This window comes from Subtercola boreus, assembly GCF_003399645.1.
In the GTDB taxonomy this organism is placed as follows: domain Bacteria; phylum Actinomycetota; class Actinomycetes; order Actinomycetales; family Microbacteriaceae; genus Subtercola; species Subtercola boreus_A.
In genome coordinates this window covers 95,172-108,325 of the sequence record NZ_NBXD01000024.1, presented here as the reverse complement: position 1 = coordinate 108,325, position 13,154 = coordinate 95,172, and the positions used below count along the sequence as shown (strand labels likewise).

Sequence of the window (13,154 nt, the reverse complement as noted above, 5' to 3'; positions counted from 1 at the left end):
GAGACCGGATGGTTCAGATTAATGCCGGATGGTTCAGATTATTTGACGGTGGCGAGCGAGGCCAGAACCTTGGTCAGCATCTCGTCGGGGATCGGAGCCGAACCGGCGTTCTTCGCGGCGACCTTCTGGCCGGTCGTGGAGGCGACGAAGCCGATGAAGGACTTGGTCAGCTCGGCCTGCTTGGCGTCTTTGTAGGTGCTGCAGACGATCTGGTACGACACCAGCGGGATCGGGTACACGTCGGTACCGGTCAGCTTCGAGTAGTCGAACTTCTGCGACAGGTCACCCGTGGCGGTGGGAACCGTGGTGGCACCCGCGGCGAACGCTGCGGTCGCAGCATCCTGGCTGAACTCGACCTTGTTGATCGTCGCGGCGGTGGCGTCACCGATCGCGCTGTGGTCGGCGTAGCCGATGGTTCCGCTGCCCGCGCCGACGGCCTGGACGACGCCCGAGCCACCCTTCTGCGAGCTGACGTTGCCGGTGATCGGCCACGTGTTGCTGGCCGGGGCGGTCCAGACGGTGGGAGCCGAAGCGCTCAGGAAGTTGGTGAAGTTCTGCGTCGTGCCGGAGCCGTCGGAACGGGCCACGGTCGTGATGGCCGTCGAGGGCAGTGTGACACCGGGGTTGTCAGCGGCGATCGCCGGGTCGTTCCAGGTGGTGATGGCGAGCGAAAAGATCTTCGCGAGGGTCTCGGTCGAGAGGTTCAGCTTCGTGACGCCATCGAGCTTGTAGATGATGGCCACGCCGTCGAGGTAGACGGGGAGGTTCAGCCCGCCGCCGGTACCGCAGAGGGTCTGGGCGGAGGTCTGCTGGTCGGCCTTCAGGGGTGAGTCGCTGCCGGCGAAGTCGTAGCTCCCGGCGAGCCAGTTGGTGATGCCACCGCCCGAGCCCTGCGACTTGTCGTAGTTGACGGTGACACCCTTGACCTGGGCGTTGTAGGCGGTGATCCAGGCGGTCTCGGCGTTGGCCTGCGCGCTGGAGCCACCTGCTGTGATGGTTCCGGTGAGGCTGGCGTCCAGCGGAGCCGAGGTGGCTTCTGCTGCGGCGGTGGTGCTCGGCGCTGCGGTGGTGCTCGATCCGGTGGTGCTGCTCGACGAGCAGGCGGAGAGCGCGATGGCGACCGTCACGAGGACGGCTCCTGTCGCGGCCACGTTTTTGAACTTCACTGTGTTCCCTTCAATTGGGGTAGTCCATCAACGCCCTGGTAAGTGATCGGGTGCAGGCGCTGGGGAGGCCGGTGCAGGCCCTTATAGAAAGTACGGGGCGGTCGTAACCACGTAGCCCCCGTAGGGTGAACGGAAGGTGAACACAGGTTGAACTGCGGGGAGCCGCTCAGGCGAGTTGCGGCAGATGCGTTTCGATGGCGATGATGCCCGAGCCCGGCTGTTCGAGCGAGAGGTGCAGCACCGAGAAGCCGCCCACGGGCAGGTCGCCGGCGCGGGCCAGCGACGCCTGGCGGCTGCCACCGGCGGCGAGCCCGACCTCGCGCACGATCTCGGGCAGCACCGGGCCGTGCGCGCACAGGATCGCGCTCTTCGATTTGCGCACCCGCTTCGCTACGACATGCCGCACATCGCTCGTTCCGTCTTCGAAGGCGTCCTGGCTGATCAGGTCTGTGGTGCGCACGCGGATCTCTGTGGCCTCCGAGAACGGCGTGACGGTCTCGACGCAGCGCCTGGCCGTACTCGCGATGACGACCTCCGGCCCGAAGGCGCGGAGGGTCGGAACGATCACGTTCGCCTCTGTACGCCCTCGATGCGTGAGCGGCCGCTGGGCATCCGGCCCGTCGAAGTCGCCCCCGGGGATGGTCTTGGCGTGCCGCAGCGCGATGACAGCGAACGTTCGCGAGACACCCTGGTCGACCAGGAGCTGGAAGCGCTCGAGCACCTCGACATCCCGCTCGTAGGTCAGCACCTTCTTGGCTCTGCGGAGGGAGAGCCACTCGAAGCCCGCGACCTCTTCGTTCGGCTCGAAGCTCGACGAGGCGTAGGCCTCCGGGGTGACCTCGGCCGCCCAGTAGTAGACGACCTTGTCGCGGTTGTTCGGCATCGTGTAGCTGGTCACGCCGAGAGGCACGCCGAGTTCGACCGGCAACCCGGTCTCCTCCATGACCTCGCGCACGGCGGTCTCGGGCAGCGTCTCGCCCGGATCGACCTTGCCCTTGGGCAGTGACACATCGTTGCGGAAGGCCCGGTGGATGACCAGCACCCGCACCTTGTCGCCGTGGAGGCGCCAGCACACGGCGCCGGCCGCGTAGACCGTCACCGGAGGATGCTCGGGCGCTTGCGGCGGGCGGAGAGCGACTGCAGCCTGTCCTGCAGGTCGATGAGCGTCTCGCCCTCAGCGTTCGCCGTGTGCCTCGTCCAGCCGCCCTCGCCGTCGAGCAGCCAGGAGGTGACGGTGTCAGACATGGCGAGCTCGAACAGCGAACCGATCTCCTTCAGGTGGTCGGGAGCGGTGAGCCGCACGAGGGCCTCCACGCGGCGGTCGAGGTTGCGGTGCATCATGTCGGAGCTGCCGATGAACACCTGCCGATCGCCGTTGTTCTCGAAACAGAAGATGCGCGAGTGCTCGAGATAGCGCCCGAGAATCGAGCGCACCCGGATGGTCTCGCTGAGCCCCGGAACGCCGGGCTTGATGGCGCAGATGCCCCGCACCCAGATGTCGATCGGCACCCCCGCCTGGCTCGCGCGGTATAGCGCATCGATGATGGCCTCGTCGACGATCGAGTTCAGCTTGATCTTGATGCCCGAGGGCAGGCCGTTCTCGGCATTGGTCGCCTCCTGCGCGATGCGCTTCAGCAGGCCCTTGCGCAGGTGCAACGGAGCCACGAGAAGGCGCTTGAACTTCTTCTCGATGGCGTATCCGCTGAGCTCGTTGAAGAGGCGGGTGAGGTCTTTGCCCACCTGGTCGTCGGCGGTGAACAGCCCGAAGTCCTCGTAGATGCGCGAGGTCTTCGGGTTGTAGTTACCCGTGCCGATGTGGCTGTAGTGCTTCAGTTTGCCCTTCTCGCGGCGTACCACGAGGGCGAGCTTGCAGTGCGTCTTCAGCCCGACGAGCCCGTAGACGACGTGCACGCCGGCCTTCTCGAGCTTGCGGGCCCAGGAGATGTTGTTCTGCTCATCGAAGCGGGCCTTGATCTCGACCAGCGCGAGCACCTGTTTGCCGGCCTCGGCCGCGTCGATCAGGGCCTCGACCACCGGGCTGTCGCCGCTCGTGCGGTAGAGGGTCTGCTTGATGGCGAGCACGTCGGGGTCGGCGGCGGCCTGTTCGAGGAACGCCTGCACGCTCGTCGCGAACGACTCGTACGGGTGGTGCACAAGGATGTCCTGCCGGGCGATCGCCTTGAAGATGTCGGGCCGGGCGTTGGGCTCCGGCGGCAGCAGGTAGACGTTGGTGGTCGGCACGTGCTTCGGATACTTCAGGTCCGGTCGCTCGACCTTGCTCAGCTCGAACAGGCCACCGAGGTCCAACGGGCCGGGGAGGCGGTAGACCTCCTGCTCGGTGACATCGAGCTCCCGAACGATGAGACCGAGGGTCACGTCATCCATCTCCTCGGTGATCTCGAGGCGGATGGGCGGGCCGAAGCGACGCTTCAGGAGCTCCTTCTCGAGCGCCTGGATGAGGTTCTCGCTCTCGTCTTCCTCGATCTCGACGTCTTCGTTGCGGGTGACGCGGAACACGTGGTGCTCGAGCACCTCCATGCCGGGAAAGAGGTGGCCGAGGTGGTTCGCCATCAGGTTCTCGAGGCTGATGAAGCGCACGTTCTTCACGCGCTCCTTCGGGTCGACGCGCACGAAGCGCGGCAGCACCTGCGGCACTTTGAGGCGAGCGAACTCCTGGCGGTCGCTCTTCGGGTTGCGAACCCGCACCGAGAGGTTCAGTGACAGCCCCGAGATGTAGGGGAACGGATGCGCGGGGTCGACCGCGAGCGGCATCAGAACGGGGAAGATCTCGTCGCTGAACACCTCGGTCAGCCGGTCGCGATCGACCTGGCCGAGCGACTCCCAGTCGACGATGTGCACGCCCGCGTCATCCAGTGCCGGCTTCACCAGGTTCTGGTACGCCGCGGCGTGGCGCGCCTGCAGTTCGTGCACGGCGACCGAGATGTCGTTCAGAACGTCTTGTGGGCCCCGCCCGATGTTGGTCGGAACCGCGAGCCCCGTCACGATGCGCCTCTTCAGCCCGGCGACCCGCACCATGAAGAACTCGTCGAGGTTCGACGCGAAGATCGCGAGAAAGTTGGCCCGCTCGATCACCGGGAGCGACGGGTCTTCGGCCAGCTCGAGCACGCGCTGGTTGAAAGCGAGCCAGCTCAGTTCGCGGTCGAGGTAGCGGCCTTCTGGCAGCGCGGGGTCGTTGGGGTCTTCGACCAGCTCGAAATCGTCGTCGAGGTAGTCCGCGCCCACGCCCGCGTCGAGAGTGATGTTGTCGCCGTCCATCCCATCATCATGTCACTCACCGACGATGCACGAGAGTAAACGCAGGGTGAACGAGGCGGCGACGGATGCTCGAGGGCTACCTTCTGGCGTACTGCACGTCGACCGTGTGGTCGGTGAAGCCGAGGCTGCGATAGAGAGGAACAGCCGGGCCGTTGTCTTCTTCGACGTAGAGAGCGGCGGTCGTGCATCCGCGGCCCTGCAACCGGGTGAGCCCGTGCTGCATCAGCGTGCGGCCGAGGCCGCGGCCCGACGAACGAGCATCGACGCCGATCACGTAGATCTCGCCGATGCGTGACCCGTCCGGCTCGGGCGGCTCGACCTTCAACCAGTTGTAGCCGATCATCGACCCGGTCGCCGAGTCCCTGGCGACCAGGAAGTCGCCGGCCTCGAACCAGGGTTCGCCCATGCGGGCGTGCAGGTCGGAGGCCGTCAGCCTGCCCTGCTCCGGATGCCCGGCGAAGACCCTCGCGTTCAGCTCCACCCATTCGCCGTCGTCGAGGCCCGGCCGGAAGGTGTCGATGGTGACGCCGGGTGATGCTCCGGATGCCGCGGCCACCGTCGACGGGTCGAGCGGCCTCCTCAGCTGGAGCAGGCGCCGCACCGGGTCGAAGCCGAGCTTCTGCGCGAGGCGGCGGGCCGCGGGGTGGTCGCCGTGCGCCCAGGCCAGGGAGGACGGCACGGCCAGGGCCAGCTGTTCGCCGAGACCCCGGCCCCGGGCATCCGGTGTCACCACCAGCTCGAGGGTGTCGTCGGCCACGGCGGCAGCGGCCACGAGCCGCTCGCCGTCGAAGCCGAGCACGACGCGATTGGTGCCGGCTCTCGTCTCGAGGCGGGTCTGGTCGTTGAACGCGGGCTGGCCGTCGGCCTGCGCCGCGGCATCGAGCAGGGCGTCGAGCGCGGCGAGCTGCACCCGGCCGGGGGCGTCGCCGGCCCCGCTGCTACGCGTTTCGAGCCTGAGCGAGTCGCTCATTCTCGTCTTCGAAGAAGTTGAAGCGGTAGCCGACGTTCCGCACCGTGCCGATCAGCGACTCGAGGTCGCCGAGCTTCGCGCGCAGGCGCCTGACGTGCACGTCGACCGTTCGCGTGCCACCGAAGTAGTCGTAGCCCCACACCTCGCTGAGCAGCTGCTCGCGGGTGAACACGCGGGAGGGGTTCAGGGCGAAGAAGCGCAGCAGCTCGAACTCCTTGAACGTCAGGTCGAGGGGGCGCCCGTGAACGCGGGCCGAGTAGCTCGCCTCGTCGATAACGACGCCCGAGGCCTGGATCTTCGACGACGACTGCTCCTGCACCTGCCGACCGATGGCCAGGCGGATTCGCGTGTCGACCTCTGCGGGCCCCGCTGACTCGAGCAGGACGTCGGCCGCCCCCCATTCGGCGCTGACGGCGGTGAGCCCGCCCTCGGTGAGGATGAGCACGATGGGTACGCCGATACCGGTGGTCTTCAGGATCTTGCAGAGCGAACGGGCGCTGGCGAGATCGCGACGGGCGTCGATGAAAATGAGGTCGCAGTTGGGGGTGTTCACCAGCTGGGCGGCTTCGGCGGGAATCTGCCGGGTGCGATGGCTGAGCAGTGAGAGCGCGGGCAGGACCTCCTTGTCGACCGCAGAGGTCAGGATCAACAACTGCGCCACAGAGATCCTCCAGATAATGCCTGAGCCAATACTAGCGGTGTGACGAATGCGACCGCGGCATCGGGCAGAATGGGGCGATGCCCCTCCTCGTGAAAAGCGCCGCCCCGGTCTGGGCGCTCGCACTCATCGGGGCGGTCGTCACCGGGCTGTACTCGAGCCCGGCCTCCTTCCTCGTGTTCCTCTCCGTCATTCTGGGGGGTGCGGTCATCCTGACCTTCGTGGTGCAGCTCGCCCTCTCCCGGCCCGGCGGGTTCGTCGACCGGGTCTCGGCCAGCATTGCCGGCTCGCTGGTGATTCTGGCCGTGGCGACCCTCGTGCTGACCGTGAGCCAGTAGAATCGGCCCATGAACTTCGTTCCTCTTGAAATCTTCTATCTCGGGCTGCTCGGGCTGGCCGGTGTCGGCATCGCCTTCACGTCGATCGTCGTCATTCTGAGGTTGTTCCGGGGCCAGCGCTGAACGGTTCTGAGGGCTTCGAGCTGATCGCGCCTGCCGCCTCATGATAGACATCCCCACCGGGCTTCCGTCCGAGATCGTTCCTCTCTCCTGGCTGATCGGGGTCTGGGAGGGCACCGGCGTCATCGACTACACGATCGGCGACGAGAAGGTCACCCACGAATTCGGCCAGCGCGTCAGCTTCAGCAACGACGGTCTGCCCTACCTCAACTACAGCTCCTACGCGTGGCTGCTCGACGACAAGCTGACGCCGCTCGTCTCCGAGCTGGGCTACTGGCGCCTCTCCCGGCCGGTGGCCCCGGGTGACCAGGGCCCCGGCATGCTGCCTGGCAGCGACCCGCGACCCTACTCCTCGACCAATGCCGTCGAGAGCCTCCGGAACGCCAACGACGGCTTCGACATCGAGGTCTCGCTGCTTCACCCGGGCGGTGTCGACGAGCTCTACATCGGCCAGGTCAAGGCGGCCCGCATCGACCTCGCGACCGACGCCGTCATGCGCTCGCACTCGGCCAAGGAGTACACCGCGGCGACCCGCCTCTACGGCCTGGTCAGCAACGACCTGCTCTGGGCGTGGGACATCGCGGCCCTCGGCCAAGACCTCCGCACGCACGCGTCGGCGCGGCTCGTGAAGACCGACTGATGGACCGCTCACCGTTCCTCTCTTTGCCCGGCGCAGTCGAGGCATCCGGAGCCGACGTCGGCGTACCCGCCCACTACGGCAACCCGCTCCGCGAACAGCGGATGCTCGTGGCCGGAGCCCTCGTCGACCTCTCGTCGCGCGGCGTGATCTCGGTGACCGGGCCCGACCGCCTCAGCTGGCTCGACTCGGTGACGTCGCAGGCGCTCAAGCGTCTCGCCCCCGGAGACTCGGCCGAGACGCTGCTGCTCGACCCGTCGGGGCGCGTCGAGCACGCCATCCGCGTGCTCGACGATGGTGTCACGGCGTGGCTGCTCGTCGACGGGCCTGAAACGGCGGCTCTCACCACCTGGCTCGACCGCATGCGGTTCATGCTGCGGGTCGAGGTCGCCGACCGCAGCGCGGAGTTCGCGACGGTGGGGTGGCTCGCCGCAGTTGCCGCTGATTCTGGTGCTGCTGAAGTGCTGGCTCCGTTCATCGCGGCGCCCCATGATGTGCCGCTCACCTGGGTCGACCCGTGGACCGAGGTCGTCGAGGGCGGTACCCAATACGCCGCCGTCGACGCTCACCCGGCGGAGGAGTTCCCGTGGCACGAGACGCTCATCGCCCGGTCGTCGCTGCACGACCTGGTCTCCGCCGTGCGTGATGGTTCCGTGCCCGTCGCCGGAGTGCTCGCCTTCGAAGCTCTCCGCATCGCCGCTTGGCGCCCGCGTTTCACCACCGAGGCCGACGAGAAGCTGCTCCCGCACGAGGTCGACTGGATCCGCTCGGCCGTGCACCTCAGCAAAGGCTGCTACCGCGGGCAGGAGACGGTCGCCAAGGTGCACAACCTCGGCCACCCGCCCCGCCGCCTCGTCATGCTGCACCTCGACGGCTCCGACGCGGTGCTCCCCGCGCCCGGAGACCAAGTGCTGCTGGCTGACCAGGCCGTCGGCCACATCACCGCCAGCGCCCTGCACTACGAACTCGGCCCCATCGCCCTGGCCCTTGTGCGCCGCACCACCCCCACCGACGCAATCCTCGTCGCACGCTCAGAAGACATCCTCGTCGCCGCCAGCCAGCAGACCATCGTGCCCCCCGAGGCCGGCGCCGCGGTCGGCCGCATCCCGCGCCTTCCCCGCCTCGGCGCCCAGCGCCGCTGACCCCGAACTGAGAGCGCCCCGCTGGCCCTTGGGACCAGCGGGGCGAAACTGTTGCGATCAAACTATCCGGGAGCGACGGTCGTGAGGGTCAGCTTCTCCCCGGGCCGGTTCACGGGGCCAATCTTTCGCCAGCCGTCGTGGGAGGTGAGCACGGTGATAGGAGCAGTCGCAGAGACGCCCGCACGTGCGCTCACCACGGCTGTGAATGTCTGTGTCTCTCCGGGGCTGATGGCCGGTGAAACGCAGAGTTCGGCGAAGGTGAGGGCCTCAGGGCAGCTGGAGTCTCGCGGCGAGGTGATGATCTCATCAAGAGAGTAGGAAGAGAGATCGAGACTCATCGAGAACCCCGTGACACTGGGAGCAGGATGGTTGTTCGTCAGATCCACTCGGAGGAAATACTTTCCGGGATGGAACGGAACGGGGGCCATGGAGGCCCTTGTGTCGAGTGAACGAGAGGCTGTGGCAGGAGCTCCCGGCGTCGGGGCCACATTCTCATCGGGATGGAAAATGGTCGGTTCATCGACGACCCACGTCGGATCGGTCTTGCAGTTGAAGGTCATGGTGAGGAGAACGCGACCTTCGATGAGTGTGAAGTCATTGAAGTTCACCTCGAGAGGTTTGCCCAGGGAGGTGTTGATTTGTCGCGATGCTACGTAATGGCCGTTACGGCTGTACATCGTTCGCGTGGAGTGCCAGAGAGTGCCGTCATCGCGCGTGTGGTCGAAACTTGTCGTCGACGTGCTCACGTTTCCCCAGCCGTAGAAGGCATCAGGAAGTGCGGGGGCGGAGTAGTTGCACGCTGACCCCGCCGTGCTGCCTCCCGGCACCGTCTGGCCGGGGAGATGGCCTGATCCGTAGACCGTGCCCGGCCCGTGGGTACCGCCGCCCATGCACGTCACCCCGTCTCGTCCGGCGCCGATGTATTCGGAGAGCCCCGGGGTATAGCCGCAGTCGATTGCCTCGGCCGAGGCACTGGTGGCGGGGAGGATGAACGTGGACAGCCCACCGGCGAGGAGGGCTGCGACCAGCAAGAGCCCTGTCGGGCGGCGTCGACGTGGGGTCTCTGCGAGGGTGATCGACGGGAGAGGGACAGCCATGGTGCTCATTTCTTCAGGGAGGCCTACTGTGCCTCTGAACGAAGAGATGCGACACTTTCGCTGTCATTACGCCACTTTGCGGAATCGAGCGTTTGCGGTGGCGGGTAGCATTGTCCGCATCGCAGACACACGAGCCACCACCCAGCGCCTGCGGGCGTTTGCACGGGTGGGAGCAGCCCGGTCGGCCGGGTCGGCGCTGCCGATCATCCAACTCGTCGTCGCCGTCGTGGTGTCGTATGCCATCGCGTACTACCTCTTCGGCCACCTCACCCCGGTGACGGCCGCCACGGTGACGCTGTCGAGCCTGGGGTTCGTGCGGGATGCCCGGCCGCTGAGGGTGCTCGAGACCGCCATCGGGGTGACCCTCGGTATTACATTGAGCGAGGTCATTCTGCTCACGTGCGGACAGGGCGTCTGGCAGCTCGCGCTGAGTGTCGGATTCACGCTGTTCGCGGCGCGCTTCTTCTCGGCGGCACCCGGATTCGCGATCGTCGCCGCCTCACAGTCGGCGCTCGTCGCGATCCTGCCGATGGCCGCGAGCGGGCCGTTCACCCGCACCGTCGACGGCGTCATAGGGGGAGTGATCGCCCTACTGCTCACCGCACTGCTGCCCCGAGATGCCCGGCGGGACGCACACGCAGACGCGAGGCGAGTGCTCAGAACGTTCAGCCGCATCCTCGAACGCCTGGTCGTCGAACTCCGGCGCGGTGATGCGAGCGACGTCGGATCGGTGCTCGACCTGGCCCGTTCGACCCAGCCGCTGATGGACCAGTGGCGTGTCTCGCTCGATTCGGCGATCGGAATTGCGCGAATCTCGCCGTTTCTCCGCCGGAGGCTTCCCGACCTAGAGCGGCTGGACCAGATGCTCGGCGGTGTCGATCTCGCGCTCCGCGACCTTCGCGTGGTGACCCGTCGGCTCAGCGTCGTCATGCGCGACGGGCAGGCCCGTCCGGAGCTCGCCGACCTGCTGAATGAGCTGGTGGGTGCCGTGAACCTGCTCGAGCAGAGTCTCGACGACCCCGTGGTGCGTCCGCTTGTGCGACAGAGCCTGATCCTGGTCGCCGTGCGGCTCAGCCCCGGCGAGCTCTTCCCCGACTCGGGTCTCGTCGAGAGCTCCGTCGTGCTGGAGCTCCGCCCCCTCGTCATGGACCTCCTCACCGTCACCGGCCTCACCCCCGACGAGGCCCGCGGGGCCCTCCCCGCCCTCTGACCCGCGCGCTACTCCCAGGCGAAGCCGCGGGGGGCGACGGATGACCAGGGCAGCGTCAGTTCGCCGAGCCGCCAGCGCGCGGCGGGGCCGAGAACCGGCCACCCCGAGGCGCCGAGGGTGCGCACGGCGGCCACCCAGCGCTGCCGCGGACCGTACACCGAGAGGGGAGCGTTGTGCCGCCACGCCCGGTCGAGCTCGACCAGCAGCGCGTGCACTCTTTCGCCGTCCACGTTCCGGTGGATGAGGACCTTCGGCAACCGTTCGGCAACGATCGATGGTCGTTCCAGCTCCGCCAGCCGCAGCGAGAGCGTGAATGTCTGCGGCCCGTCGACGCCCAGTGCGACCCAGCTCGCCACTCGCCCGATCTCGTCGCAGGTGCCTTCGACGAGGGTGCCGGCGGGTTCGAGCCGCCCGGTCATCCTTCGCCAGGCGGCCGGCACCTCTGCCTCGTCGTACTGCCGGAGCACATTGAAGGCCCGGATGACCGTGGCCGAGCGCCCGCCGGGCAGGGGCACCTCGAACCCGCCGAGCGCGAAGCTGACGGGCGCGTCTGCCGCGAACCCGGTCGAACCTGCATGCACGGAACGCAGCTGGTCGAGCGCAGTCGCCACCCGCTCGGGCGAGATCTCGAGACCGACCACCTCCACCTCTGGCCGTACGCGGGCCAACCGGTGCTGCAGCTCGAACGCCGTCACGCCGCTGGCGCCGTAGCCGAGGTCGACGACGAGCGGCGACACCGCGGTGCGGAGCGCAGGCAGCGTCGCGATCCACCGGTCGACGCGGCGCAGGCGGTTGGTATTGGTGGTTCCGCGCGTGATGGTGCCGTGGGGCATGGTTCTAGACTAATTCCATGACTGAGCCCTACACCCTGATCCTTCTCCGCCACGGAAACAGCGACTGGAACCAGAAGAACCTGTTCACCGGCTGGGTCGATGTGGGGCTGAGCGATCAGGGCGTTGGCGAGGCGAAGCGCGCGGGCGAGCTGCTCGCCGAATCGGGCCTCACACCCGACGTGCTGTACACGTCACGCCTGGTGCGCGCCATCGACACGGCGAACCTCGCGCTCGCCGTCGCCGGCCGCCTCTGGATCGATGTGAAGCGCTCCTGGCGCCTCAACGAGCGCCACTACGGAGCCCTGCAGGGCAAGGACAAGGCGCAGACACTCGCCGAGTACGGCGCTGACCAGTTCCAGACCTGGCGTCGCTCCTACGATGTGCCGCCGCCCCCCATCACCGACGACGACGAGTTCTCCCAGTTCGGCGACCCGCGCTACGCCGACCTCGGTGACGCTGTTCCCCGCACCGAGTGCCTCAAAGACGTCGTCGACCGCATGCTGCCCTACTGGTTCAGCGACATCACCGTCGATCTCGCGGCCGGCAAGACCGTGCTCGTGACGGCGCACGGCAACTCTCTGCGAGCACTCGTGAAGCACCTCGACACCATCTCCGACGGCGACATCGCCGAGCTCAACATTCCCACAGGCATCCCGCTCGTCTACAGGCTCGACGAGAACTTCGTGCCGATCGAGCCTGCCGTCTACCTCGACCCCGAGGCCGCCGCCGCCGGCGCCGCAGCCGTCGCGGCGCAGGGCGCCAAGAAGTAGGTGTCAGCGGCGAGGCGCCTTGAAGAGGCGCCTCGCTCCAAGCGGGGCACGCCCCCAGTTCTGGCCCCGAACGAAGAAACCCCCGACACCGCAACGTCGGGGGTTCTCACTAAGGCGGGTGCGTCAGCGCACGCCCGAGCCGGTCCACTCGCCGGTCGCGAGGTACTTGACCTTCTTCGCGATGCTCACGGCGTGGTCTGCGAAACGCTCGTGGTAGCGGGAGGCGAGGGTCACGTCGACGGTGTTCACGGATGTTCCGCCCCACGTCTCGCTGAGAACGGCTTCGAACACGCTGAGGTGCAGTTCGTCGATGCGGTCGTCGGTGTCGCGGATCTGGTCGGCCAGCGCGAGGTCCTCGGTCTCGATGAGGCGGCTGAGCATCTCGGCGACCTTCACGTCGAGGGCGCCCATCTCACTGAACACGCCGAGCAGGCTGTCTTTGGCGACCTTGTCGGGGTAGCGGTAGCGGGCGAGCTGGGCGATGTGCTCGGCAATGTCGCCCATGCGCTCGAGTGATGCGCTCATGCGCAGAGCGCTGACGACGATGCGCAGGTCGCGGGCAACCGGCTGCTGCAGCGCCATGATGCTGATGGCGAGCTCGTCGAGGTCGGAGGCCAGCGCGTCGATCTTGGGGTCTTCCGCGATGACCTGCTCGGCCAGCGCGACGTTCGACTCGTTGAACGCCGTCGTGGCGTTCGTGATGGCGACGACGACCAGGCGGCTGATCTCGACCAGGCGCTCCTGGACTTCACGGAGTTCCTGCTGGAATACCTCGCGCATGGGAATGAACCTTTCTGCGGTGCTTCGCTGGTGATCTGGCGCGGTCGCACCGAACTGTGCCGGAGCCTGTAATCGTAGAGCCCACAGCAGACACCGACATTCTGCCGAGCCGAGGTTAACAGAAGGTGCCGAATGGCTGAACTTCCCACGACCCCAA

Annotated in this window: 13 protein-coding genes; 5 read left to right on the top strand and 8 right to left on the bottom strand. The window is 67.3% G+C overall.

Translation table 11 applies throughout. The features are described from left to right. Positions 1-38 precede the first annotated feature (38 nt). From B7R24_RS11930 to B7R24_RS11910, 5 genes are all read right to left on the bottom strand, one after another. The gene (locus tag B7R24_RS11930; RefSeq protein ID WP_116419200.1) at positions 39-1,166 is read right to left on the bottom strand and encodes a phosphate ABC transporter substrate-binding protein PstS; all 1,128 of its coding nucleotides are present in this window, start codon (positions 1,164-1,166) and stop codon (positions 39-41) included. A 166-nt stretch (positions 1,167-1,332) separates the two neighbouring features. Beyond that, positions 1,333-2,265 (bottom strand): NUDIX hydrolase, encoded by a 933-nt coding sequence (locus B7R24_RS11925; protein WP_116419199.1) that lies wholly within the window; start codon positions 2,263-2,265, stop codon positions 1,333-1,335. Further along, positions 2,262-4,442, bottom strand: coding sequence for an RNA degradosome polyphosphate kinase (locus B7R24_RS11920; protein WP_116419198.1), 2,181 nt, complete (start codon positions 4,440-4,442; stop codon positions 2,262-2,264). The genes B7R24_RS11925 and B7R24_RS11920 overlap by 4 nt, the downstream gene beginning before the upstream one ends. A gap of 76 nt (positions 4,443-4,518) precedes the next feature. Next, positions 4,519-5,412 carry a mycothiol synthase gene (gene mshD, locus B7R24_RS11915; protein ID WP_116419197.1) on the bottom strand — a complete coding sequence of 298 codons (894 nt, stop codon included), beginning with the start codon at positions 5,410-5,412 and terminating at the stop codon, positions 4,519-4,521. Further along, positions 5,381-6,073 (bottom strand): winged helix-turn-helix transcriptional regulator, encoded by a 693-nt coding sequence (locus B7R24_RS11910; RefSeq protein ID WP_104242648.1) that lies wholly within the window; start codon positions 6,071-6,073, stop codon positions 5,381-5,383. Before B7R24_RS11910 ends, mshD begins: the two co-directional genes overlap by 32 nt. A gap of 77 nt (positions 6,074-6,150) precedes the next feature. Between B7R24_RS11910 and B7R24_RS11905 the strand changes: the two genes are divergently transcribed. The 3 genes from B7R24_RS11905 to ygfZ all read left to right on the top strand — a co-directional run bounded on the left by B7R24_RS11905 (position 6,151) and on the right by ygfZ (position 8,307). Then, positions 6,151-6,408 (top strand): hypothetical protein, encoded by a 258-nt coding sequence (locus B7R24_RS11905; RefSeq protein ID WP_116419196.1) that lies wholly within the window; start codon positions 6,151-6,153, stop codon positions 6,406-6,408. A 163-nt stretch (positions 6,409-6,571) separates the two neighbouring features. Next, positions 6,572-7,168, top strand: coding sequence for an FABP family protein (locus B7R24_RS11900; RefSeq protein WP_116419195.1), 597 nt, complete (start codon positions 6,572-6,574; stop codon positions 7,166-7,168). After that, complete coding sequence (gene ygfZ / locus B7R24_RS11895) at positions 7,168-8,307, top strand: CAF17-like 4Fe-4S cluster assembly/insertion protein YgfZ (protein ID WP_116419194.1); 1,140 nt, start codon at positions 7,168-7,170, stop codon at positions 8,305-8,307. The genes B7R24_RS11900 and ygfZ overlap by 1 nt, the downstream gene beginning before the upstream one ends. A 62-nt stretch (positions 8,308-8,369) precedes the next feature. On the opposite strand, the gene B7R24_RS11890 is transcribed toward ygfZ, so the two are convergent. Beyond that, positions 8,370-9,404, bottom strand: a complete 1,035-nt coding sequence (locus tag B7R24_RS11890; protein ID WP_147304030.1) for a hypothetical protein — start codon at positions 9,402-9,404, stop codon at positions 8,370-8,372. A gap of 97 nt (positions 9,405-9,501) precedes the next feature. Between B7R24_RS11890 and B7R24_RS11885 the strand changes: the two genes are divergently transcribed. Further along, positions 9,502-10,614 carry an FUSC family protein gene (locus B7R24_RS11885; protein WP_116419192.1) on the top strand — a complete coding sequence of 371 codons (1,113 nt, stop codon included), beginning with the start codon at positions 9,502-9,504 and terminating at the stop codon, positions 10,612-10,614. Positions 10,615-10,622: 8 nt separating this feature from the next. On the opposite strand, the gene B7R24_RS11880 is transcribed toward B7R24_RS11885, so the two are convergent. After that, positions 10,623-11,447: a class I SAM-dependent methyltransferase gene (locus tag B7R24_RS11880; protein ID WP_116419191.1), complete on the bottom strand. Its 825-nt coding sequence runs from the start codon at positions 11,445-11,447 to the stop codon at positions 10,623-10,625. A 17-nt stretch (positions 11,448-11,464) separates the two neighbouring features. Between B7R24_RS11880 and B7R24_RS11875 the strand changes: the two genes are divergently transcribed. Then, positions 11,465-12,217 (top strand): phosphoglyceromutase, encoded by a 753-nt coding sequence (locus B7R24_RS11875; protein WP_116419190.1) that lies wholly within the window; start codon positions 11,465-11,467, stop codon positions 12,215-12,217. 123 nt (positions 12,218-12,340) lie between these two features. On the opposite strand, the gene phoU is transcribed toward B7R24_RS11875, so the two are convergent. Then, positions 12,341-12,997, bottom strand: a complete 657-nt coding sequence (phoU, locus tag B7R24_RS11870) for a phosphate signaling complex protein PhoU (RefSeq protein ID WP_116419189.1) — start codon at positions 12,995-12,997, stop codon at positions 12,341-12,343. Positions 12,998-13,154 lie beyond the last annotated feature (157 nt).

What these genes read in the sequence shown, in the direction of transcription:
- B7R24_RS11900 (WP_116419195.1), top strand. Translation starts at nt 6,572, where the DNA reads ATGATAGACATCCCCACCGGGCTTCCGTCCGAGATCGTTCCTCTCTCC.
- mshD (WP_116419197.1), bottom strand. Translation starts at nt 5,412, where the DNA reads ATGAGCGACTCGCTCAGGCTCGAAACGCGTAGCAGCGGGGCCGGCGAC.
- B7R24_RS11890 (WP_147304030.1), bottom strand. Translation starts at nt 9,404, where the DNA reads ATGGCTGTCCCTCTCCCGTCGATCACCCTCGCAGAGACCCCACGTCGA.
- B7R24_RS11920 (WP_116419198.1), bottom strand. Translation starts at nt 4,442, where the DNA reads ATGGACGGCGACAACATCACTCTCGACGCGGGCGTGGGCGCGGACTAC.
- B7R24_RS11880 (WP_116419191.1), bottom strand. Translation starts at nt 11,447, where the DNA reads ATGCCCCACGGCACCATCACGCGCGGAACCACCAATACCAACCGCCTG.
- B7R24_RS11875 (WP_116419190.1), top strand. Translation starts at nt 11,465, where the DNA reads ATGACTGAGCCCTACACCCTGATCCTTCTCCGCCACGGAAACAGCGAC.
- B7R24_RS11905 (WP_116419196.1), top strand. Translation starts at nt 6,151, where the DNA reads ATGCCCCTCCTCGTGAAAAGCGCCGCCCCGGTCTGGGCGCTCGCACTC.
- phoU (WP_116419189.1), bottom strand. Translation starts at nt 12,997, where the DNA reads ATGCGCGAGGTATTCCAGCAGGAACTCCGTGAAGTCCAGGAGCGCCTG.
- ygfZ (WP_116419194.1), top strand. Translation starts at nt 7,168, where the DNA reads ATGGACCGCTCACCGTTCCTCTCTTTGCCCGGCGCAGTCGAGGCATCC.